22 protein-coding genes are annotated in these 22576 nt (G+C 71.6%); 11 read left to right on the top strand and 11 right to left on the bottom strand.

Features of this window, described 5'->3' with window-relative positions:
• Positions 1-271 precede the first annotated feature (271 nt).
• Together BLT76_RS15280 and bcp are read right to left on the bottom strand one after the other, a co-directional pair.
• Positions 272-874 (bottom strand): maleylpyruvate isomerase N-terminal domain-containing protein, encoded by a 603-nt coding sequence (locus BLT76_RS15280; RefSeq protein ID WP_090857818.1) that lies wholly within the window; start codon positions 872-874, stop codon positions 272-274.
• Entirely contained in the window at positions 867-1349 is a 483-nt protein-coding gene (bcp, locus tag BLT76_RS15275; RefSeq protein WP_090857816.1) for a thioredoxin-dependent thiol peroxidase, read from the bottom strand. Before bcp ends, BLT76_RS15280 begins: the two co-directional genes overlap by 8 nt.
• A gap of 109 nt (positions 1350-1458) precedes the next feature.
• Between bcp and BLT76_RS15270 the strand changes: the two genes are divergently transcribed.
• Genes BLT76_RS15270 through BLT76_RS15250 form a run of 6 tightly spaced genes read left to right on the top strand, consistent with a single transcriptional unit; the run spans position 1459 to position 4555 of the window.
• Complete coding sequence (locus BLT76_RS15270; protein WP_211752987.1) at positions 1459-2145, top strand: energy-coupling factor ABC transporter permease; 687 nt, start codon at positions 1459-1461, stop codon at positions 2143-2145.
• Positions 2142-2477, top strand: a complete 336-nt coding sequence (locus BLT76_RS26190) for a PDGLE domain-containing protein (protein ID WP_211752985.1) — start codon at positions 2142-2144, stop codon at positions 2475-2477. The genes BLT76_RS15270 and BLT76_RS26190 overlap by 4 nt, the downstream gene beginning before the upstream one ends.
• Positions 2477-3160: a cobalt ECF transporter T component CbiQ gene (cbiQ, locus tag BLT76_RS15265; protein ID WP_090857813.1), complete on the top strand. Its 684-nt coding sequence runs from the start codon at positions 2477-2479 to the stop codon at positions 3158-3160. Before BLT76_RS26190 ends, cbiQ begins: the two co-directional genes overlap by 1 nt.
• Positions 3157-3918 carry an energy-coupling factor ABC transporter ATP-binding protein gene (locus BLT76_RS15260; protein ID WP_090857810.1) on the top strand — a complete coding sequence of 254 codons (762 nt, stop codon included), beginning with the start codon at positions 3157-3159 and terminating at the stop codon, positions 3916-3918. The genes cbiQ and BLT76_RS15260 overlap by 4 nt, the downstream gene beginning before the upstream one ends.
• Before the next feature lie 54 nt (positions 3919-3972).
• Entirely contained in the window at positions 3973-4227 is a 255-nt protein-coding gene (locus tag BLT76_RS15255; protein WP_090857807.1) for a DUF3618 domain-containing protein, read from the top strand.
• Between the two features lie 4 nt (positions 4228-4231).
• On the top strand, positions 4232-4555 hold the full coding sequence (locus BLT76_RS15250) for a GroES family chaperonin (RefSeq protein WP_090857804.1): 324 nt from the start codon (positions 4232-4234) through the stop codon (positions 4553-4555).
• Positions 4556-4645: 90 nt separating this feature from the next.
• On the opposite strand, the gene BLT76_RS15245 is transcribed toward BLT76_RS15250, so the two are convergent.
• A complete protein-coding gene (locus tag BLT76_RS15245) occupies positions 4646-5701 on the bottom strand; it encodes a hypothetical protein (RefSeq protein WP_090857801.1) in 1056 nt (351 codons plus the stop codon).
• Positions 5702-5879: 178 nt separating this feature from the next.
• Between BLT76_RS15245 and BLT76_RS15240 the strand changes: the two genes are divergently transcribed.
• Complete coding sequence (locus BLT76_RS15240; RefSeq protein ID WP_090857797.1) at positions 5880-7004, top strand: inorganic phosphate transporter; 1125 nt, start codon at positions 5880-5882, stop codon at positions 7002-7004.
• A gap of 6 nt (positions 7005-7010) precedes the next feature.
• Here BLT76_RS15240 and BLT76_RS15235 read toward each other — a convergent pair whose 3' ends face one another.
• Positions 7011-8468, bottom strand: coding sequence for an MFS transporter (locus BLT76_RS15235; RefSeq protein ID WP_211752983.1), 1458 nt, complete (start codon positions 8466-8468; stop codon positions 7011-7013).
• A 102-nt stretch (positions 8469-8570) separates the two neighbouring features.
• Here BLT76_RS15235 and BLT76_RS25745 point away from each other — a divergent pair, with 102 nt between their 5' ends.
• Together BLT76_RS25745 and BLT76_RS15225 are read left to right on the top strand one after the other, a co-directional pair.
• Entirely contained in the window at positions 8571-9827 is a 1257-nt protein-coding gene (locus BLT76_RS25745; RefSeq protein WP_170867082.1) for a serine/threonine-protein kinase, read from the top strand.
• Positions 9828-9840: 13 nt separating this feature from the next.
• Entirely contained in the window at positions 9841-10494 is a 654-nt protein-coding gene (locus tag BLT76_RS15225; protein ID WP_090857794.1) for an SDR family NAD(P)-dependent oxidoreductase, read from the top strand.
• A 190-nt stretch (positions 10495-10684) separates the two neighbouring features.
• On the opposite strand, the gene BLT76_RS15220 is transcribed toward BLT76_RS15225, so the two are convergent.
• The 6 genes from BLT76_RS15220 to BLT76_RS15195 form a co-directional block, all read right to left on the bottom strand.
• Entirely contained in the window at positions 10685-12370 is a 1686-nt protein-coding gene (locus BLT76_RS15220; protein ID WP_170867081.1) for a ribonuclease J, read from the bottom strand.
• A gap of 127 nt (positions 12371-12497) precedes the next feature.
• On the bottom strand, positions 12498-15854 hold the full coding sequence (locus BLT76_RS15215; protein ID WP_090857791.1) for a glycosyl hydrolase: 3357 nt from the start codon (positions 15852-15854) through the stop codon (positions 12498-12500).
• 173 nt (positions 15855-16027) lie between these two features.
• The gene (locus tag BLT76_RS15210) at positions 16028-16687 is read right to left on the bottom strand and encodes a TetR/AcrR family transcriptional regulator (protein ID WP_170867080.1); all 660 of its coding nucleotides are present in this window, start codon (positions 16685-16687) and stop codon (positions 16028-16030) included.
• A gap of 461 nt (positions 16688-17148) precedes the next feature.
• The gene (locus tag BLT76_RS15205; protein WP_090857785.1) at positions 17149-17805 is read right to left on the bottom strand and encodes a DUF305 domain-containing protein; all 657 of its coding nucleotides are present in this window, start codon (positions 17803-17805) and stop codon (positions 17149-17151) included.
• An 84-nt stretch (positions 17806-17889) separates the two neighbouring features.
• Positions 17890-18369 (bottom strand): hypothetical protein, encoded by a 480-nt coding sequence (locus tag BLT76_RS15200; protein ID WP_139175552.1) that lies wholly within the window; start codon positions 18367-18369, stop codon positions 17890-17892.
• A gap of 67 nt (positions 18370-18436) precedes the next feature.
• Positions 18437-19387 (bottom strand): LysR family transcriptional regulator, encoded by a 951-nt coding sequence (locus BLT76_RS15195; protein ID WP_090857778.1) that lies wholly within the window; start codon positions 19385-19387, stop codon positions 18437-18439.
• Between the two features lie 94 nt (positions 19388-19481).
• Between BLT76_RS15195 and BLT76_RS15190 the strand changes: the two genes are divergently transcribed.
• A complete protein-coding gene (locus BLT76_RS15190; RefSeq protein ID WP_211752981.1) occupies positions 19482-20675 on the top strand; it encodes a TDT family transporter in 1194 nt (397 codons plus the stop codon).
• A 46-nt stretch (positions 20676-20721) separates the two neighbouring features.
• Here the strand turns inward: BLT76_RS15190 and BLT76_RS15185 are convergent, their stop codons facing one another.
• A complete protein-coding gene (locus BLT76_RS15185; RefSeq protein WP_090858400.1) occupies positions 20722-21354 on the bottom strand; it encodes a uracil-DNA glycosylase in 633 nt (210 codons plus the stop codon).
• Between the two features lie 113 nt (positions 21355-21467).
• Between BLT76_RS15185 and BLT76_RS15180 the strand changes: the two genes are divergently transcribed.
• Positions 21468-22175, top strand: coding sequence for a DUF4396 domain-containing protein (locus BLT76_RS15180; protein ID WP_244509424.1), 708 nt, complete (start codon positions 21468-21470; stop codon positions 22173-22175).
• The last annotated feature ends 401 nt before the right edge of the window (positions 22176-22576 follow it).

Below are 22576 nucleotides of genomic sequence, written 5' to 3'. Positions count from 1 at the left end.
CGGCTGCCGTCAGGGCAACTGAAGGATCATGGAGTGCCACACGCACCAGGTGCGTGCAGGACTCCACGACCACGCAGGGACCAGCCCGCAGCCCGTCCGCTGGCCCCGGCCCGGCCGGACCTCACCCCGATAGCCAGCCAACACGCCGAGCCGAGTGGACCCGAAGGCCGTGTCGCGAGGGTGGGAGCAACGGGCGCTGTACGTCGTCTTACGGGGTTTCGAGGCTCGGGCCCGGGGGCCCTCGCACCTCAACCAGCGTCAGCGGCGGCGGTCAGACGACGGTGACCTGGCCGCCGCGGCCGGTGAGGGCGCGCAGGACGTCGACGCCGTCGCCGGCGGCGACCGCGATCTCGGCGGCGAGGGCCACGGCCTCGGCGAGGGCGTCGGCGGGCGGGCGCCAGTCGAGGGCGGCCGCAGCGGCGATGTCGGTGCCGTGGACGACCAGCTCGAAGGTGCGGGTGGGGAGGTAGTCGCGCAGTCGCATCCCGCCCGCGAGCGTGGTCAGCAGCTGCTCGTCGGCCGCGGCGACCAGGTCGTCCGCGACGGTCTCCAGCAGCCGCCGTACGGCGCCGTGGGGGTCGTCGCCGAGGACGAGACCGGCCTGGCGGCCCCGTTCGTCGACGTCGGCTCCCGAGGTCAGGTGGCGGATGGCGAGGTAGTAGGCGGCCGCCGACGGGACGTCGACCTTCTCGGCCGGCTGGGCGAGGTACGTCGAGACCGTCACCAGCGACCGGCTGGTGTGCCCGACCAGGGCGCGCAGGTCCCAGCTGCCGAGGCCAGGGGCTCCCGGGCCGCCCAGGTCGACCGGCAGGCGGTCGACCAGGTCGGCGTACGCCTCGGCCGCCTCCAGGTAGGTCTCGCGGGCCTCAGGCATCGTTCAGCGCGAGGTCCTTGCGGAGCTTCGCGACGTGGCCGGTGGCCTTGACGTTGTACTGGGCGAGGAAGACCTTGCCGTCCTCGTCGACGACGATCGTGGAGCGGATGACGCCCTCGACGATCTTGCCGTAGAGCTTCTTCTCGCCGAAGGCGGCGTACTCCTTCATGACCGTCTTGTCGGGGTCGGAGAGGAGGCGGATGGTGAGGGACTCCTTCTCGCGGAACTTCGCGAGCTTCTCGGGCTTGTCGGGGGAGATGCCGAGGACCTCGTAGCCGGCGGCCTGGAGCGAGTCGAGGGAGTCGGTGAAGTCGCAGGCCTGCTTGGTGCAGCCGGGGGTCATGGCGGCGGGGTAGAAGTAGACGATCACCTTCTTGCCGAGCAGGTCGCCGAGGGCGACCTCGGCGCCGGTGTCGTCGGTGAGGGTGAACTCCGGGGCGGTGTCACCGGGGGTGAGGCGGGCGGCGTCGCTCAACGTTCGTCTCCTGGTCCTGGACGCTTACTGCAAATGGTGTGCAACAGCGATAGTGTCGATGCGTTCGGGTACGGACCCGAATCTACCCACGACCGCAGGAGCACCCACCGTGCACGTCCCCGACGGATTCCTCGACGCGCCGACGTCGGTCGCGACCGGTGTGGTCGCTGCCGGGGTGGTGGGCCTCGCGCTCACCAAGGCCCGCAACGAGCTGGACGACCGTACGGCGCCGATGGCCGGCCTCGTGGCCGCCTTCGTCTTCGCCGCCCAGATGATCAACTTCCCGGTCGGGGCCGGCACCAGCGGTCACCTGCTGGGCGGGGCGCTCGCGGCGGTGCTGGTCGGGCCGTGGACCGGCGTGCTCTGCATCTCGGTGGTGCTGCTCGTCCAGGGCCTCTTCATGGCCGACGGTGGCATCACCGCGCTCGGCACCAACATCACCCTGATGGGCGTCGTGGGCGTCGCCACCGGCTGGCTGGTCTTCGCGGGCGTCCGCGCGGTCCTGCCGAAGAAGCTCGGCAGCATCGCGCCCGCCGCGGCCGTCGGGGCGCTGCTCTCGGTGCCCGTCGCCGCGACCGTCTTCACGCTGCTCTTCGCGATCGGCGGGCAGGCGCCCGTCGAGACCGGCAAGGTCTTCACCGCCATGGTCGGCTGGCACCTGCTCATCGGGGTCGGCGAGGCGGTGGTCACGTTCCTCGTCGTCGGCTCGGTGGTCGCGGCCCGGCCGGACCTGGTCCACGGAGCGCGCGGCCTGCTGGCCGGGCGCGAGCTCGAGATCCGGAAGGTCGCCGCATGAGGAACCGTCGCTTCTTCGCCGCCTTCCTGCTCGTGGCCCTGCTGGTGGCGGGCGTCGCCAGCTACTACGCCAGCAGTCACCCCGACGGCCTCGAGTACGTCGCGGGCAAGACCGGCTTCCTCGACTCCGCCGAGGACAGCCCGACCGCCGACAGCCCGCTGGCCGACTACCAGACCTCCGGGGTCGACAACGAGCGCCTCAGCGGCGGCCTGGCCGGCGTCGTCGGCGTCCTGCTCGTGCTCGGGATCGCCGGCGGGCTGGCCTGGGGCGTGCGCCGTCGTACGCCTGCCGAGGAGACTGTCGCCGACGACAAGGACGAGGCCACCGTCTAGTGGGGGCCGGTCACGGCCACCGCCTGCACTTCCACGGGCACAGCCCGGTCCACCGGGCGCCGGCGCACCTGAAGCTCCTCGCGCTGCTGGCCTTCGTGCTCGTCGTGGTGGCCACGCCCCGCGAGTGGTACGCCGCGTACGCCGGCTATCTCGCCGTCCTCCTCGGCGTGGTCGCGCTGAGCCGGGTGCCGTTCGGCTACCTCGCGAAGAGGATGGTCGTCGAGGTGCCGTTCGTCGTGTTCGCGCTGCTCGTCCCGTTCGTCGCGACCGGTCCGCGCACCGAGGTGCTCGGGCTGACCGTCTCCGAACCCGGGCTGCTCGCCGCCTGGGGACTGCTCGCGAAGGGCACCCTCGGCGTGCTCGCCTCGCTGACGATGGCGGCCACGACGGAGCCGACCGCGGTGCTCGCGGGGCTGCAGCGGCTGCGGATGCCCGAGCTGCTGGTGCAGATCATGGGCTTCATGATCCGCTACCTCGACGTCGTCACCGCCGAGATGGGCCGGATGATGGTGTCCATGCGCTCACGCGGCTGCGAGCCCCGCTCGCCCCGGCACTGGCCGGCCCTGGCCCGCTCCCTCGGTGCCCTCTTCATCCGCAGCTACGAGCGCGGGGAGCGGGTGCACCTCGCGATGGTGTCCCGCGGCTACACCGGGAAGCTGCCCTCGCTGGAGGAGCAGGCATGACCACCCCCGTCCTCGAGGTGCAGGGCCTGGCCTACGCCTACCCCGACGGTCACCAGGCCCTCTTCGGTGTCGACCTGCACGTCCACCGCGGTGAGCGGGTTGCGCTGCTCGGGCCCAACGGCGCCGGCAAGACGACCCTGGTGCTGCACCTCAACGGCATCCTCACCGCGGGTGCCGGCACCGTCGCCGTGAGCGGTCTCCCGGTGGAGAAGAAGCACGTGCAGGAGATCCGACGCCGGGTCGGGATCGTCTTCCAGGACCCCGACGACCAGCTCTTCATGGCCTCGGTGCGCCAGGACGTCGCCTTCGGGCCGGCGAACCTCGGGCTCAAGGGCGAGGCGCTGCAGCGACGGGTCATGCACGCCCTCGACCTGGTCGGCATGGCCGACTTCGCCGACCGGCCGCCCCACCACCTCTCCTTCGGCCAGCGGCGCCGGGTCGCGGTCGCGACGGTGCTGGCGATGGAGCCCGAGATCCTGGTCCTCGACGAGCCGTCGTCCAACCTCGACCCGGCGTCGCGGCGCGAGCTCGCCGACATCCTCCGCTCGCTCGACGTGACCGTGCTGATGGTGACCCACGACCTGCCGTACGCCCTGGAGCTCTGCCCGCGCTCGGTGGTCCTGAGCGAGGGCACGGTGGTCGCCGACGGGACGACGTACGACGTGCTGACCGACGACGCGCTGATGCGCGCCAACCGGCTGGAGCTGCCGTTCGGCTTCGACCCCCGGACCACAGGCATGGCGCCACCGGCCGGTTGATAGCCTCCACCCGACCCGATCACCGGGCGACCGGCGGCCCCGAGGAGACGAGAAGTGAGCAAGGACAAGGACACGTCCTCCCTCGAGCGCGAGATCGAGGAGACCCGCGAGCGCCTGGCCACCACGATCGACCAGCTTCTCTACCGGTCGAGCCCCAAGACGATCGTCGGCCGCGAGGTCGCCTCGCTGAAGGCGCACTTCGTCGACGTCGAGACCGGCCAGCCGCGCACCGACAACATCCTCAAGGTCGTCGGCGGCGTGGTCGGCGCCGTCGTCCTGGTCGTCGTGGTCCGGAAGGCCCTGAAGTAGCCCGATGAGCGACAAGACCCCCATCAAGATGCTGCACGACCGCATCCTCGTGGAGGTCGACCGCGACGCCGGGGAGCGCCGGTCGACCGGCGGCATCGTGATCCCCGCGACCGCGGCCATGGGGGCCAAGCGGCTGGCCTGGTCGAAGGTCGTCGCGGTCGGCCCGCAGGCGCGGGCGGTCGTCATCGGCGACCAGGTGCTCTTCGACCCCGAGGACAAGTCCGAGGTCGAGGTGCACGGCGAGACGTACGTCGTGATGCGCGAGCGGGACGTGCACGCCGTCGCGGCCGACCGGCTCGGCGACGAGTCCACCGGCCTCTACCTCTGAGCCGACCCCCGACACGCCACGAGGGCCGGTCCCCCTCCCGGGACCGGCCCTCGCGTGGTGCTGCTCCCTCCCAGGAGCTGGTGCTGCGGATCAGCGGCGCTTCTTCTTCGGCGCCTTGACGACCTTGACCACGAGGTTCTTGGTCACCGCACCGGTGACGAAGTCGGTGTCGGGGGCCGCCAGGCGGTAGGTGACCGTGCCCGGACGGGTCTCCCTCGGGAAGGTGACCTTGATGGCCCCGTCGACCTTGGCGACCGTCTTCACGGCGGCCCACCGGCCGGAGGTCCAGCGCTGCAGGACGACGGCCGAGAGGTCGACGTTGGCGAGGACCACGGTGTCGGCGGCGACCGTCGTACCGACCCGGACCTTGACGGTGCTGGTGTTGAACCCGGAGATGCTGGTGACCGCCTGCGGCGCGTCGACCGTCTCGGCCTTGCCGTCCGAGCCGACCAGGCAGTTGAGGGCGCCCTGCCAGTGGTAGTTGGTGCCGGCGACCTGGATCCACTCGACGGTGAACCAGCGCAGGCCGCTGGTCGGGTACGCCGGGTGCTGGGCGTAGGGGAAGCTCGTCGTGCCCGACCAGGTGCCCTCGTTGTTGTGGTAGTTGAACGTGGTCCGGCCCAGGTTGCTGTTGAAGCGGATGTTGACGTCGTTGGACTGCCCGGCCGGGATGTTGGCGGGGTAGCGCACGGTCAGCGCGTCACAGGTCGGAGCGGCGTAGGTCCAGTTCCAGTCCCAGGGGTTGAGCGCGGGAGCCGGGGTCGAGGGCAGCTCGGGCGCCTCGTCCGGGACGGACGGCTCCTGGCCGGGCTCGACGACCTCGGTGGAGTCGGTGGCGACCCAGGCGTAGGAGTAGTGGGCGATGCCGGCCGCGCCCCGGATCACGGTCCAGGTGACGGGGGCGGCGAGGTCGACGTACACGGGGGCGGCGGAGCCGGCCTGCACGCAGTAGCCGGTGACCAGGTGGCCGGCCGGGGCGATGGCGGCGACGGCGCGCGGGGTGCCGCTCGGGTCGACCTGGCCGGAGCTCAGGGTGGCGCAGGACGAGACGGCGGCCGTGGCGGCGGCCGGGCTGGTGGCGCCGGCCAGGACCGGGGCCAGCGCGAGGGCCGCGGCGGCGACGAGGGCGGTGGTACGGAATCGCATCGGGTGCTCCGAGACTGTTGGGGGGAGAACAGGAAAAGCGTGGCACCCGGTCGACACCTCAACGAGGGGGTTCGGCGAACCTACCGACGGTCTTGACGAGGTCTTGAGGTTTTGTTGAGCAAACCCTCCCGACGCCCGAGATTCGCGCCCCGTTCACCCGGGCGGGCACCGGGACGGCATGGACCAGACCCTGCTCGCCGTGATCGGCGTCGTCGCGCTCGCGCTGCTGTTCGACTTTACGAACGGCTTCCACGACAGCGCCAACCAGGCCTCGACGATCGTCGCGACCCGGGTGCTGCGGCCCCGGCTGGCGGTGGCCTGGGCGGCCTTCTTCAACTTCATCGCCTTCCTGTTCTTCGGCACGGCCGTCGCGAACGCGGTCGGCGAGGTCGTGGACTCCGCGGCCGTGGGAGTCCCGGTCGTGTTCTCGGCCCTCGTCGGGGCGATCGTGTGGAACTACCTCACCTGGTGGCTCGGGCTCCCGTCCTCGTCCTCGCACGCGCTGGTCGGGGGCCTGGTCGGTGCGGGCGTCGCCGCGGCGGGCGCCGACGCCATCGCCTGGGGCGAGGTGCGCACCATCGCGATCTTCATCGTCGTCTCCCCGGTGGCGGGCGCCGTCGTGGCGTACGGCGTCGGCCGGTTGGCCCGGCTGCTGGAGCGCGGGACGTCGCTGGAGGACGACTCGCGCACCTGGAAGGGACTGCAGCTGGTCTCCTCGGCCTCGATGGCGCTCGGGCACGGGGCGAACGACGCCCAGAAGACGATGGGAGTGATCGCGGCGCTGCTCGTCGCCACCGGCCACCTCGCCGGCGGCTCGGGGGAGATCGAGATCCCGCTCTGGGTGGTGCTGGCCGCGCACGGCGCGATCGCGGCGGGGACGCTCTCGGGCGGCTGGTCGATCATCCGGACCATGGGGATGCGGATCACCGAGCTGCGCCCGGCGTCGGGCTTCGCGGCCGAGACCGGGGCGGCGGCCGCGGTGTTCACGAGCACGCTGCTCGGAGTCCCGGTGTCGACGACCCACACCACGGCGGGGGCGGTCACCGGCGTGGGCCTGGCCTGGCCGCGGCAGGCCGTCCACTGGGGGATCGCGGGTCGGATGCTGGTCGCCTGGGCGGTCACGGTTCCCGCGGCCGCGCTGGTCGCGGCGACGGCGTACTTCCTGACCCGGTTGCCGGCCGCGGGGGAGGTCCTGGCGATCGGCGCCCTGCTGGTCGGCCTGGCCGTGGTGCTCGTCGTCGCCCTGCGGCGCTCGGTCGGGGTGGCCGACATCGACCGTGAGCTGGCCGGGGCGCCGGCCTAGGCGCCCCTAGGTCTGCTGCGTGCTCGCCGCGGGGACGTAGCCGAGCTCGGCGTTGTCGGCGTCCTCGAGCGGTCCGCTGGTGCCGGAGCGCCGCAGGTCCGGCACGAACGCGGCGCCGGCGGCCGCGAGCAGCATGGCCACGCCGAGCACGGCGAAGCCGACGGTGTAGCCGGACTCCTCGGGGATGCCGAGCGGGCCCACCTGGGCGGTCACGATGCCGGCCATCACGGCTGAGCCGAGGGAGCCGCCGATGGTGCGGATGTTGGCGTTCATGCCGCTCGCGACGCCGGTCTGCTCGGGCGGCACGGACATCACGACCACGCCGGCCAGGCTGGAGAAGACCAGGCCGGAGCCGACGCCCTGCAGCGTGGTGGCGGCGTACAGCTGCCAGGTCGCGTCGTGCCACAGCGCGATCGAGAAGAACGCGAGGCCGGTCAGGACGGCGCCGGTGAGGATGACCCGTCGGGCGCCGAAGGACCGGACCAGCCGGGCGGTGCTGAACCCGACCACGAAGCTGGCCAGGGCCGAGGGCACCAACAGCCGGCCGGACTCGCTGATCGTCGCGTCGAAGCCGTAGCCCGCCGCCGACGGCGTCTGCAGGAACTGGGGGAGGAAGCCGAACGACGCGAACGTGCCGAAGCCCACGAACAGGGCGACCAGATTGGTGGTCCAGACGCCGCGCAGTCGCATCATCCGCATGTCGATCATCGGGACCGGGACCCGGCGCTCGACCAGCACCCAGGTGGTCGCTCCGACCACGGCCACGACGAAGAGGCCCAGCACCCGGGCCGAGGTCCAGCCCCAGGTGTTGCCCTCGCTGAGGCCGAGCAGCAGCGCCACCAGCCACACCGCGAGCAGGACGGCGGGCAGGACGGGCAGTCGGCCCGGCGTACGGACGGGCGACTCGGGCACGTAGAGCAGGGCCGCCAGCGCGGCCAGGCTGGTGGCGATCATCGGCAGCCAGTAGAGCCAGTCGTAGCCCAGCGTCCCGACGATCGGTCCGGCGAGCACGATCCCGGCGCCGAAACCGACGGCGGTGAGGGAGGACAGCACGCTGATCGCCGTCGTCATCCGCTCGCGGAACTCGTCGCGGATGATGCCGAACGCCAGGGGCAGCACCCCGCCGCCCGCGCCCTGCACGACGCGCGCGACGATCAGCCACTCGATGCTCGGCGCGAGAGCCGCGACCAGCGAGCCGGCCGCCAGTGCGGCGAGGGTGATCACCAGCATCCGGCGCTTGCCGACCGCGTCACCGAAGCGGCCGAGGAGCGGGGTGCAGATCGAGGCGGAGAGCAGGTACGCCGTCAGCACCCACGTCGTCGTCGCCTGATCGGTGCCGAACTCGCGCTGCGTCTCGGCCAGCACCGGCACCACCAGCGACTGCAGCAGCACGAACGAGATCACCGCGACCGTCAGGACGGCGAAGGTCATCGGACGGCTGCCGCGGGCGGCGAAGGGGGACACGGAGCTCCTCGAGAGGTGGTTGCGCCCGACAACCAAGCGCCTCGGGAGAACTCTAGTCAGTTCGACTGGATACGACGGCGGTCGCGAGGGCACTGGAGCATCGTGAGCATCGGTCCCGGCACCCTCCTGCGCGACCGCTACGTGCTGGGCGAGGTCCTGGGTCGGGGCGGGTCGGCGGACGTCTACGCCGCCGAGGACCGGTTGCTGCACCGCCCGGTGGCCGTGAAGGTGCTGCGCGACTCGCCGGACACCGAGGCTGACCGTGCGCGATTCGCCGCCGAGGCACGGGTGCTCGCGCGGCTGTCCCACCCGGGGCTGGTGCTGCTGCTCGACGCCGGCACCGAGGGGGACCATCCCTATCTCGTCCTGGAGCTGGTCGTCGGCCGGACCTGGGCCCAGGAGCTCGCCGGGCGGGCCGTTGACGCACCGGAGGCGGCGCGGGTCGGAGTCCAGGTCGCCGCCGCGCTGGCCGCGGCGCACGCGGCCGGGGTGGTCCACCGGGACGTGAAGCCCGGGAACGTCCTGGTCGACGCGTCGGGTCGAGCTCGGCTGGCCGATTTCGGCATCGCCCGGCTGGTCGACGAGAGCCTGCGGCACACCCGCACCGGCTTCACGGTCGGCACCGCCGCCTACCTCGCCCCCGAGCAGGTCCGCGGCGACGAGGTGAGCGGCGCGACCGACGTGTATGCGCTGGGGCTGGTGCTGCTGGAGGCGGTGACCGGCGAGCGGGCCTACCCGGGCACCTCGGTCGAGGCCGCGTTCGCCCGGCTGCGCCGCAACCCGACCATCCCCGTCTCGCTGCCCCGCGGCTGGCCCCGGCTGCTGGCCGGCATGACCGCGACCGATCCGGTCGAGCGGCCGACCGCGGTCGAGGTCGCGAACCGGCTCGCCGCGCTCGCCGACCCGGACGCGGAGGTCGTCGTACCGGACGAGGCGACGGCGACGCTCCCCCTGGCCAGGCGTCGGCGTACGACGTGGCTCCCGGCGGCCGGGATCGCTGCTGCGCTCGCGCTGCTGGTCGCCCTCGCCGGTGTGGTGGGTCGCCCGGACGGCCCCGAGCCGGCGGCGGCGGCGAAGCCCACGCCCAGCGCCGCGGCCACGCCGACCGTTCTCGACCCGTCGCCCACGGTGGCGGCAGCGGCTGTGGTCGTCCCGGACGCGGGGCCGGCGCGAGCCACCACGACGAAGGCCGCGACGACGAAGGCCGCGACGATGAAGGCCGCGACGACGAAGACCGCGGCGAAGAAGACCGTGAAGCCCCGACCGGGCAAGGCCGTCAAGAAGGCGAAGAAGGCGAAGAAGGCGAAGAAGAAGGCCGGTCAGGGCAAGGGGAAGTCGCAGGGCAAGCGGCGGCCCTGACTACGGTGGGCCCATGAGCACGCGCGCGGTGGTCGTCGTCGGCGCCGGCCCGGGGGTGAGCGGGTCGCTGGCCCGCCGGTACGCCGCCGACGGCTGGTCGGTGGGTCTCGTCGGCCGCAACGTCGAGCAGGTGGCGTTGCTCGCCGAGGAGCTCGGTGCGGCCGGGGTGCGGGTGGAGACGGAGATCGTCGACATGACCGGTCCCGAGGCGGCGGACGCCGTACGACGGGTCGCGGAGCGGCTCGGCCGCGTCGACGTCCTGCACTTCAACCCCAGCGCGTTCCGCGAGCGGGACCCGCTGGAGCTGAGCGTGCCCGACCTGCTGGCCGACGTCGCGTTGGGCGTCGGGGCGCTGCTGACCGCCGTGCAGGCGGTCCGGCCGCTGCTGGTCGAGGGTGGCCGGATCACGGTCACCGGCAGCATGGCCGCCGACCGGCCCTGGCACCGGGCGGCCTCGCTCGGCGTCCAGAAGGCCGGCGTTCGCAACCTGGTGCACAGCCTCGACGCGACCCTGCGTGACGACGGGATCCGCGCGGTCTCCGTCACCGTGAACGGCACCCTCGGGGACGACGGACCGTTCAGCCCCGACCGGGTGGCGGAGGCACTGGTCGCCGCGGCCCGCCAGGACGAGGGCGACTGGCGCACCGAGGTCCCCTACGACGGGTAGGAGGCGACGCCGGAGCTGCACCGGCTCGGCCGGCAGTGGGACGCCGTACCCCGAGGGGTGATGCCGGGGCCGGGATGAGAGTTTCATCGGCTGGCCGACAAACCTCACGCCTGGACGATGAACCTTTGTCGTCCCAGCGTGAGTTTCATCGGCCAGCCGATGAAACTCACGCGGGCCGCCCGGCCGCCCCTCAGGCGTCGACGACGATGGTGATGATCAGCGGGCTGCGGCGGTACTTCTTGTAGGCCCAACGCCCGACCTCGCGGGTGATCATCTGCTCCAGCTGGTGGGCGTCGCCGATGCCCTCGGCGGCGGCCCGGGCCAGGGTCTTCTCGACGACCGGGATCGCGGCGTGGAACGCGTCGGGCTCGTGGACGAACCCGCGGACCAGGAAGTCCGGCTCCTCGGCGAGCGTGCCATTGTCGGCGTCGACCAGGGCGAGCACGGTGACGACGCCCTCCTCGGCGAGGGTACGGCGGTCCTTCAGCGTGGTCTCGGTCGCGCCGCCGACGGTCTGGGCGTCGACGTAGACGTTGCCGGCCGGGACCTTGCCGGTGATCTTGGCGCGACCCTTGACCAGGTCGACGACCACGCCGTCCTCGGCGATGATCACGCGGTCGGGGGCGACACCGGTCCGGATCGCCAGGTCGCCGTTGGCCTTCAGGTGGCGCCACTCGCCGTGGACCGGCATGACGTGGGTCGGCCGGACGATGTTGTAGCAGTAGACGAGCTCGCCGGCGCTGGCGTGGCCGGAGACGTGCACCTTGGCGTTGCCCTTGTGGACCACGTTGGCGCCCCAGCGGGTGAGGCCGTTGATGAGGGAGGAGATGGCGGTCTCGTTGCCGGGGACGGCCGAGCTGGCCATCAGGACCGTGTCGCCCTCGCCGATCCGGATCTTGTGCTCGCGGTTGGCCATCCGCGCGAGGGCCGCCATCGGCTCGCCCTGCGAGCCGGTGCAGACGATCGCGACCTTCTTGGGGTTCATCCGCTCCAGCTGCTCGAACGGGACGACGAGGCTCTCGGGGTAGCGCAGGTAGCCGAGGTCGCGCGCGACGCCCATGTTGCGCACCATCGACCGGCCGACGAAGGCGACCTTGCGGCCGTGCGCCTCGGCGGCGTCGAGGACCTGCTGGATGCGGTGTACGTGGCTGGCGAAGCTGGAGACGATGACGCGGCGGGGCGCCGTACGGAAGACGGTCTCGATGGCGGGCGTGAGCTCCCGCTCGGACATGGTGAACCCGGGGACCTCCGCGTTGGTGGAGTCCGTGAGGAACAGGTCCACCCCTTCCTCACCGAGGCGCGCGAAGGCGCGGAGGTCGGTGATCCGGTCGTCGAGCGGGAACTGGTCCATCTTGAAGTCGCCGGTGTGCAGGACCAGCCCGGCCCGGGTGCGGATCGCCACGGCGAGGCCGTCGGGAATGGAGTGGTTGACGGCCAGCAGCTCGATGTCGAAGGGTCCCAGGGTGAGGCGGTCGCCCTCCTTGACCTGGTTGAGCACCGGCTTGATCTGGTGCTCCTTCAGCTTGGCGTCGATCAGCGCCAGCGTCAGGCGCGAGCCGACGACCGGGATGTCGCGCCGCTCCCGCAGGAGGTACGGCACGCCGCCGATGTGGTCCTCGTGCCCGTGGGTGAGCACCACGGCGACCACGTCGTCGAGCCGGTCCCGGATCCAGGTGAAGTCGGGGAGGATCACGTCGATCCCCGGCTGGTGCTCCTCGGGGAACAGCACGCCGCAGTCGACGATCAGCAGCTTGCCGCGGTGCTCGAAGACGGTCATGTTGCGACCGATCTCGCCGAGGCCGCCGAGGCCGACGATCCGCAGCCCGTCAACGGGGAGTTTGGGGGGACGCTGCAGCTCGGGGTGGGGATGGCTCACCACCTCACGTTAGTGGAGTCCTCCGACGCAGGCCCCTCCGGGCGGGGTTTCCCGGCGCGGTCCGGGTAGCGAGAGGCCCCGGCAGCGCCTGTGCTGCCGGGGCCCGCCGCGCACGTCGGGGGTCAGATCATCGACGTCGGGACTTCGTGACGGCGACCTTGGTCACCGCCCGATCGGCCCGGTACGACGCGTCGCCGCTGTAGCGCAGCACCAGCGTGACCTTCCCGGGGCGTGTCGCCCGGGACAGCTTCACGCGCACCGTGGCGATGCCGTCGACCACCCGGGCCGATCCGACCTGCTTGCCGTGTCGGAGCACGCGGACCCGGCCGCTCGGCTGCCCTCCGGCAGGGGAGCTGACCCACACCCGCAGGCTGAGGCGCCTCCCGGGGACGGCCTTCCGCGGGTGCTGGCCGACCTTCTGGATGCGCGTCGCCTTCTTCGCCGGTGCCGAGGCCCGGGTGGGAGCGACCCGCTGCCGGGCGTCCGGGACCAGTCGCACCGGCCCGAGCAGTCCGGTGGCCTGGGTCGTGGCCCCGAGCATCGTCCCGATGCCGAGCGAGGTGGCCTTGTTGCGCAGCGTCGAGCGGAACTCGACCCGGAGCTCGTTGCGCCCGGGCCGGAGGAACCGGGTGACGTCGATCTGCGAGACGGCGGTGACGTCGGGGGTGGCGAGCCGGTCGTTGACGTAGACCTTGACCGATCCGCCCTCGACCTTGCCGAGGTCCAGTCGGGTCCCGCGGTCGGCGGTCGTCCACGACCGCGGCAGGTCGACGGTGGAGGTGTAGGTGCCCACGCCGGCGACGTTCTCCAGCTGGTCGATCGAGCGCCAGTCGGCCAGCGCCAGGTCGGACAGCTCGACGGTGGGCTGCTCCGACTCGGGTCCGGTGGCCTCGACGCGCAGGCCCCACCTCCTGGCCGGCAGGGCCGCCGGCAGCGTCGGCGCGGTGACCTTCGACGTCCGGCCGTCGCTGTAGGTGACGGTGCGCGACCCCGCGGTGGTGCTGGAGACCGTGAAGGCGTCGGTGCCGGCGAAGGCGACGTCCGACCCGCCGGCCGACGTGACGTGCAGGCGCTCGCCCGCACGGCTCTTGGGGAAGCCGAGCACGGTGTTCTCTCCCGGCCCCAGGGTGACGGGGACGACGACCCGGTCGCCGACCCTGCGGTACTCGGCCCGGGCCGTCGTCGTCCCGGTCCAGAGGTCGAGCTCGCGGGGGCTGCCGGTCGCGGCGAAGGCGATGTCGGTCGTGATCGGCTCCGTCGTCGGGTTGTAGACGTAGTAGAGGTCGGACGACGCCGTCTCCCGGTGCTGGCTGTAGAGCTGGTCGCCGGTCGACCACGAGGTGTCGGGACGGACCTCGAGACGATCGAGGGCGGCGCCGACACCGGCGTCGGAGGCGACCCGGCGCACCGACGGCGCGGCGAGGATCCGCCGTACCGCCGCGACGACGCGCGCGTCCGCGGCGGCCGGGTCCGCGCCGTAGGTCGCCGACCGGCTCGGGACGTCGCCGACGAGCACCACGGCCAGTCCTGCCTCCGCCTGGGTCGCGACCGCCTCGGCGGCGGCGGGGTCGAGGGACCGCTGGTCGACGACCAGGGCCCGGTACGCCGGGCCTTGCGGGTAGAGGACGCCGTTGCCCGCGGCCTCCGGCTCGGCGAGGCCCGCGGAGTCGACGTACTGCAGCTGGTAGCCGCGGGTCTCGGCCGACAGGCCGTCGAACAGCGCCGGCAGCGGGGCCGAGGCACCGAGGCTGGGCGTGGCCGCGGAGGTCAGGAAGCCGTCGTACAGGACGGCGACGTCGCTGCGCGGGGTCCCGGACTGCAGCACGTACGTGCCGCGGGCCCAGTAGTCGGCCAGCGGCTCCCAGTCGTCCCACTGGGGGAACGTGTCCGCGTTCCACGACTCGGCGACGATGTTGCCGAACCGGCTGGTGCCCGGCCAGGCGGCGCCCGGGGTCTGGTAGGCGTAGCCGTGCACGATGGGCCGGCTGATCCCCATCGCCCAGGACGTGTCCATCAGCTGCCGGTAGGAGCGCATCGTCGGCATGAACGCCGGGATGGCGGCCCCGAGCTCGCTGCTGACCTGCGTCTGGCCGCCCTGGTGGGAGCCACCGACGGCAGAGCGGTAGTGGTCGGCCATGAAGCGCCAGGACCCCTCGTTGGCCGTCAGCACCTCGTCGGGGGCCCAACCGCCGGCGTTCAGCGACTCGTCGTCCATCAGGCCGCCGGCCCGGGCGAGCTCACGAGCCGCCCGGGTCGTGTTGAGGCTCTCCCCGAACGCCGCCTGGGTGCGGAACTGCATGTCGGTCTGGGCGGCGAAGTCGATGAACGGCTGGAGGTGCTCGTCCGCGTAGAGGTCGTCCAAGGTGCGCCAGTAGTCGGTGAGCACTCGCTGACCGTCGCCGCCCGGGAGGGCGAAGTCGGCCGGTGGGAGCGTGCCGGGCTGACCCGTGTGCTCGAAGTCGAACGCGTACTGGCTCATGCCCTGCATGAAGACCAGGGGCAGGTACGTCGTCAGGTCGTAGCCGCGCCGCTGCTGAAACTGGGCCAGCATGTCCCGGGTCCAGTACTGCGACGCCGTGTGGTTCTCCAGTGAGTCCTCGAAGTAGGCACCGCCCACGCCGGGCAGGGCGGCCTCGTTCGCGGCTCCGAGCTGGTGGTCGCCGACGTACTCGGTGGCGGCCCGGGCGCTGTCGGCGTCGAAGAGGTTGGCGACGCCGGTCTTCCCGCCGGAGGACGCCCGGGACCAGAACGCGAAGACGATCCAGTCGCCGGCCGGTGCGGTCCAGTCGAGGCGGCCGCCGTCGACCTCGTCGGTGAGATCCACCATCGAGGCGGGGTCGAGGACGGTCGACCTGGCCGGCGGCTCATTCGCGGTCGTCACGGCCGGACCACGGCTGGTGACCCGGGCGGCGGTGACGGCGACCAGGGTCGCCGTCCGGTCGGTCACGTCGTCGAACGCGGTCGGGAGGGCCCCGCTGAAGGTGGCACCCCCGGCGACGTCGACCCGGCCGTACTGCAGCTCGAGCTCGGCCAGGCCGCTGGCCTCGTCGGTGGCCGGCGTCGAGACGGGCCAGGCCGCGCCGAGGGTCATGTCGAGCTGGAAGTCGTGCTCCTCGGCCCAGTCGATCGCCGCACCGAGCGCGTCGCGCTGGGCGGGGGTGGCCCAGCTGCTGGCGTCGTAGGCGATCTCGGCACCGCCGAAGCCGGCGTCCCTCATGTGCTCCAGGTCGGCGACCGTCTGCTCGGCGGTCAGCGGGGCCGCCCACCACCAGCGCATCATCGGCCGGAAGCCCGCCGCCGGGTTCGTGAAGGAGGAGGCGCTCGTCAGCGGGTCCGGGGCGGGGGCGCTGGAGGCGAGGGGCGCGACCGCCGCGGCGGTGCCGGTGCCGGTCGCGCCGGGCGTGGCTCCGACGACCAGCGACGTCGCGATGACCGCGCAGGCGCCGTACGTGCCGGCTGCGCGGAGCCGGAGGGTTCTTCTCATGCAGGTTCATCCGTTCTGACGGGACGCGTGACCACTTCGGGAGTGGAACGTTTCAAGAGAATGTGACGTGCGTCATCGTCACTTAGTGCTGACACTCTGTCAACGGTTAGCCATTGATGGCAGGACGGACCGACGGTCGGCGACGTGCGTCGCCTTCCGGGGAAGGGGGAGGCCTACGAGCTGGCCAGCGTCCTCTTCCAGACGGCGATCATCGCGGCGTAGGTCTCGCGGGCCGCCCGGTCGCGGCCGTCGGTCCAGTCGTCCTGGATCTGGAGTCGCTGGATCACCCCGAGCATCGAGGTGGAGAGGGCGCGCCACGTCGTCTCGACCGGGAGGCTCGGGTCGATGGACCCGTCGAGCTGCCCCGCTCGCAACAGGTCGTGCATGCCGCCCTCGCCGTCGGCGGGCGGGGCGAGCGGGTGCTCCTCGCGGTCGGCCGCGCTCATCCGGTGCACGCGGAAGCTGAAGTCGTAGAAGCTGGTGAACCGCAGGGTGGCGGGGTCGGCCGCGAAGATCTCGAACGAGGCTTCGAAGATGCGGAGGAGCCTCTCGAGCCCGTCGGTCGGGGGCGGCCCGCTCGCGAGGTCCTCGGCGATCCGGCGGCCGAGATCGGTCACCACGCGCTGCTGGGTGACGGCCACGGCAGCCTCGAGTGAGGTGAACTGCTTGTAGAACGTCTGGCGGCTGATCCCCGCGCGCTGGGCGACCTCGGCGACGCTCAGCCCGGACGGGTCCTCGGCGACGACGGCGATGATGGCCGCGGCCACGGCCGCCTCCTGCTCGCCGCGCAGTGCCTCCCACCGTGGGGATAGAGCACGCGGCGCGGCAGTCACGCCCGCAAGACTAGGGGGCGCCGCGAACGGGATGCCCGAGAACGACAAAGCCCCTGACCAGCGTTTCCGCTGGTCAGGGGCTTGATCTGTACGCCATCAGGGACTTGAACCCCGAACCCGCTGAGAACCCTCAGGTGCCATGGGAGCCGACGAATCCTGATGGACAAAGGTGCTCTGACCTGGACAAACGCAGGTACCCGCCGATAGTCGTGCGTGGTCGCGTTGATCAATTTGATCGGACTTTCTGGGCACTAAGTGGGCAGTGGTGGCCGGGCCCAGGTCAGGAGAGGCTGAGCGGCGCGATCCACCCACGACGAGGGACGCCACGCGGGGCGCGCTGCAGGGCGCGGACGCCGTCGGATCATCGGTGGCTAGCAGATCCCCGGCGCGCCGGCGGGCACGAACCGGTGGTCCGTGCCTGCCAGCGCTGCTGGTGCTCGCGGCGAAACCGTCCTCCGCCCTCAGCCCAGCAGGCCCTCCATGGTGTCGATCTCGACCTGCTGGGTCTCGATGATCGTGGTGGCTAGCGTAGTGGCGTCCGTGTTGGCGCCGTCGTCCTGCTCGGTCTGTGCCATGTCGACGGCTCCCTGGTGGTGCTCGACCATCATCGCCAGCCACATGTCCTGGAAATCGGCGTCGGAGGCGTTCTCCAGTGCATCCATGTCCTCGGCCGTCATGGCGCCGAGCATGTCGTCCATGCCCTCCATGCCCTCCATGCTTCCGCTCATGTCACCCATCGAGTGGCCCATGTTGACGTGGTCCATCGAGGTCTCCGGGATCTCCTGGTCCCAGGCGGTCAGCCAGTCGGTCATGGTCTCGATCTCCGGGACCTGTGCGGCCCGGATGTCCTGGGCGAGCTGCTCCACCTCCGGGTCCAGGGGGCGGCCCTGAGTCATGACGACCATCTGCACCGCCTGGGCATGGTGCTGGATCATGTGGGTGGCGAACTCGATGTCGGCGTCGTTGAACACGTCGCCGTTGCTGGCGGTGCTGACGTCTGACGCGGTGCCGCGGTGACTGTCGTGTCCGCTCTCGTCGCCGCCGCAGGCGGCCAGCGAGGTTGCGAGGGTCAGGGTGATGGCGACCGCGGCCGCACGTCGGATGGTGTGGGTACGCATGATGATGCAGTTCTCCTTCAGCTCTGGTGATGGCAGGACGAACCGACCGACGACACTTCGTCCGTGCGTCGGTCGGCTGCCGTGTCAGCAGCGTTGGATCGAGAGCTGGAAGAGGTCTGGTGGAACGGGGTCGCGGGCTCGGAACCACCCGGGGGCGGTCGATCGACCGGCGGGTAGGAGCGCTGCCAGCATCGTGCGGCCCAGCGCCCACATCCTGCTCGCGCAGAGAGCGAACAGCGCCGCCAGGATCGCCAGGCAGAGCCCGAGCAGGCCCATCTGTTCGGGCTGCTCGTGGGTGCCGCCGTCCGCGGGGCCGATCTGTTCGGAGGAGGGGGCGGCCCGCATATCGGGATGCGCCTCGCCGTGCGGGGTGGTGGGTGCGGAGGTGGTGACCACCGTCTCCGCGCTACCCATGCCGGGCATGGCGCCATGGCTCGCCGTGCCGTGGTCCGCCATGCCGTGCATCGCGAACAGGCCGGCGAGCGTCACCAGCAGAGCGACCCACCGCCCGACCTGTCCGAGGCGCGAGCGGCGGCGCGTCCGGTTGCCTCGTGCCTGGCCCATCGCCAGCCACCCTACCGACCGGCTTGTCGGGCGCCTCCCTGTGGCTGGATGACGTTGTACGGGGCGGTCAGGTCGCGGCGGATGTTCTGGTGTGGTGGTGGGCTCGTCCTCGGGCGATGGAGACGAGATCCCGCGCAGGACCGGCTGGCGGCTGGGGCCCTCCCGACCAGATCGCTCGGAACTCTCGGCGTAGGTCCACGGTGGTGCGGATGACCGCGAGATGGCCTGACTCGACGTCGCGTTGGATCACTCGTCGGCTGAGGAAAGCCGGCGCCCCTCCGGCAAGGACAGAACCTCGCACGGCCGTCGTCGTGGTCAGCTCGACGACCGACTCGTGCATGGCGACGCCGGCCTCGGCCAGCGCACGTTCAACGACCTCCCGGGTGCCCGATCCCGGCTCCCGGCTCGTCAGCGGCAGCTCGGCGATCTCTTCAGCGGTCATGGCCGTACGGCGACGCGCGAGGGGATCGTCAGCGGCGACGACCAGGACCAACTCGTCGTGGGCGACGACGATGGATCGTACGTGGAGCGGCCGGTCGACTCCTTCCACGAAGCCCACGTGTGCGGTGCCGTTGCGGACCGCATCCTCCACCTGATGACTGTTCGCCGCTGTCAGGCTCACGGCCGCGGGGGATCCGCCCTCGCGCACCTGTCGGTCGCGCAGCTGGACCAACCAGCGGGGCATCAGGCCGTCCGCGATCGTCATGCTCGCCCACACGGACAGCTCCCGCGAGTGCTCCCCGCGCAGTCCCAGGATTGCTGTCTCGATCTCGTCGGTCAGCTCGATCAGGCGCGCTGCCCACTCGGTGACGGCCACTCCTGATGCGGTGAGCTCGGACCCGCGCGGCCCACGGCGGAGGAGGGTGAGCCCGGTCTGCGCCTCGATGCCGCGCAGGCGCTCCGACGCGGCCTGCTGCGAGATCCCCGTTTCGCGGGCTGCGCCACCGATGCTGCCGGTTCTTCCGACCGCGACGAGGAGCCGGAGCCCGGCCGGGTCGGGGACGTGAGACGCGGACACGATCGCACCTTACGTCGGGGCCACAGGGCTGCCTTGTATCCGCACAGGTCGGCGATCTCTACTGCCGTCTGTCCGCCCGCGGCACCGTGGAGACATGACCACCTGGGAGACCCACGAGAGCGTCGAGACCGACCACGTGACCGGGATGAGGAGCGAGCGTCCACGCCGTGTCGATCGTCGCCCGGATGCACGTCGTGGCGGCTTCTTGGCGGGTCTGGAGGGACAGCCGGCGTTCGGGTTCATCGGGCCCAACTGGTTCGCCTCCGTGATGGGCACCGGGATCGTCGCCAACGCGGCTGCCACGCTTCCGATCGGTGTTCCTGGCCTCCTGGTCTTCGCACGGATGGTCTGGGTTCTCGCCGTCGTGCTGCTTGCTGCGGTGGTCGTCGCGACGACGCTGCATTGGCGAGGGCACCGGGTCACTGCCAGGGGCCACCTCGACGATCCAGTGATGTCGCACTTCTACGGTGCTCCGGCGATGGCGTTGATGACCGTCGGAGCCGGGGCGGTGCTGGTCGGTGAACCGGTCGTCGGTCGGGATGTCGCGATCGGGATGGACGCGGTGCTCTGGACCGCCGGGACCGTGCTCGGTCTCTGGACCGCGGTCGCGGTGCCGTACAAGACCTTCACGACCCACGATGTCCAGGAGGACTCGGCCTTCGGTGGCTGGCTGATGCCGGTGGTGCCGCCGATGGTCAGCGCCGCCACCGGGCCGCTGCTCATTCCTCATCTCCCGGCCGGTCAGTGGCAGCTGACGATGCAGCTGCTCTGCACGGTCATGTTTGGTCTGACCCTGCTCGCGAGCCTGATCGTCATCGCGCTCATCTGGGGACGACTCGCCCGTCATGGCGCCGGAGCCGCCGCCACCGTGCCCACCCTGTGGATCGTGCTCGGGCCACTCGGCCAGTCGATCACGGCCGGCCACACCCTGGGAGCGACCGCCCCCGACGCTCTGCCGGCGCCCTATGGCACCGCCTTCGAGGCGGCTGGCCTCGTGTACGGCGTACCGGTGTGGGGCTTCGCCCTGCTGTGGCTCGCCCTCGCGATCGCCATCACCGCACGGACCGTGCGCGAAGGCATGCCCTTCGCGCTGACGTGGTGGTCCTTCACGTTCCCGGTCGGCACCGTCGTGACCGGGACCTCGGGGCTCGCAGCCGCAACGGGGGCACACCTGTTCACCGCAGCCGCTGTCGTGTTCTACGTCGGGTTGCTCGCGGCTTGGGCGGTTGTCGCCGTCCGCACCGCCCATGGCGTGTATCGCGGCCACCTGCTCCGGGCGCCGGCGTGAAGCCCGTGGCCGGCATCGCGGGCGGTGCCCGTTCCCGATGCCTCGATCAGTTCGGTCCGGAGGGCGAATCGTCCCGGACGGCGCTCGCCAGCGCATGTTCGAGCCGCTCCCTCGCCTCCGTTCGTTGTCGGGCGTTGCGCGGCGACGGATGGGGCACACCCAGCACGCGGGGTGTGCGCGCGAGGTCGACCGGCTCGCTGGTGATCAGTCGCATGATCCCGTTGAGGGCCGGCGCCCCGACCGTCACCACGACCTCCAGGTCGGGAAGCAGGCCCAGCAGCGCCGAGAGCGCTGGCCGGGCGTCGTCGAGGTCCACCATCGTCGGCGGTCGCCGGCTGCCAGCCTCGTCGTACAGGGGCCACGGCACGACGTTCCACCTCAGGTACGCCGACCGCGTGAGCCCTGATCGCTCCCGAGCGTGGCGCAACGCGGCGGCCGTCGGGTCGTCGTTGTCCTCCGAGCTGAAACCGAGATCGCCCGCTCGCACCGTCCGCGGCCCGGGGGACTCCATGAGCACCAACACACGGGCACCGACCCCTCCGGAGTCCGGATCGAACCAGGGGACGAAGCGCTCCGCGGTCGGCCCAGCGGTCAAGGCGTCGACACGCAAGCTGCGGGCGAGGTCGTTCAGCGCCCGCACGTGCGGATCGTCGACCCGTTCCTTCTTGCGCAGTGTCATTCGCTCCAGCCTGACATGCCACCCGAGCGAGCCCGCCACGCACCGGGGTACCGACGGTCTCCAGTCGCCATCCGGCCGGCTTCTCACCAAGACACCCGAGAGGGGCAGCTCCCATGACACCTGACCCCCATGCGCGCGATCACGGCGCTGAGATCGCCGAGGGAGCCCACTCCCACCACGACGACTCGTCAGGCCTGCCACGCATGGCGGCCAGCGCGACCCTTCACTGCCTGGCAGGGTGTGCCGTCGGTGAGATCGTCGGTCTCGTCGTGGGCACCGCGTTCGGGCTGGGCAACGCCGCCGTGATCCCGCTGTCGATCGGTCTGGCGTTCGTGTTCGGGTTCACCCTGTCCGCCGTGCCGCTACTCGGTGCCGGCCTCGCCCCGACATCGGTGGTCAAGCTGGTGGTCGCCGCCGACACACTGTCCATCGCCACCATGGAGTTGGTCGACAACGGGGTCGTTGCCGTCGTGCCCGGAGCGCTCAATGCAGGTCTCGTGAATCCGACCTTCTGGTGGAGCATGATGCTCTCGCTCGTCGTCGCCTACTTGGTGGCATATCCGGTCAACCTCCTCCTGCTGCGACGCGGACAGGGCCATGCCCTGACCCATGGCCAGATGGCCACCGGGTCACGAAGGCCGCACGGGCCGCGGATCGATGTCACCGTCCTTGCCGTCGGGCTGGCGGCGTTCATGTGCGGAGGACTCCTGGTCTCGATCGCCGACGCTTCGGCTACGAGCACCTGGTCCACGGCCCCCCAGATGTGGTCACCCGCAGCCGGACGCGCGCCTCAGCCTGCACCAAAGGAGGTCCACCCATGAAGCTCTTCCCTCCCGGAAAGAACACCGGCATCCTGCTCGGCTATTTCGCCGGATTCGCCGCGGTGTTGCTGGTCATGCTCGCCGTCGCGCTCCTCGTACGTTGACGGTCCTCGCCGCGCCGGATGGACCGTCGCCCTGGGACCATGGCTCATGATTGAGTCCGACGCCGTGAGCCTCGCCGTCTGCACGGCGCCCGCGGTGCGATCGCAGAGTTCGTCGACGGATCGCTGAGCGACCACCTCGCGCACCGCCAGCGCATCCCCGTGCTCACCGTTCCTCGTGACGCATTCGGCGACATCGCACTCCACCGTCACCATGACGGCGATCCGCTATGGCCGCCGCTGCGCAACGCTCGGATCAGCTCGATGCTGCGGCCTTCTAGCGACAAGGGGCATGTCGAA

Origin of the sequence: Nocardioides lianchengensis (assembly GCF_900101465.1) — a bacterium.
Lineage (GTDB): Bacteria > Actinomycetota > Actinomycetes > Propionibacteriales > Nocardioidaceae > Nocardioides > Nocardioides lianchengensis.
This window is presented reverse-complemented; position numbering and strand designations above follow the sequence as displayed.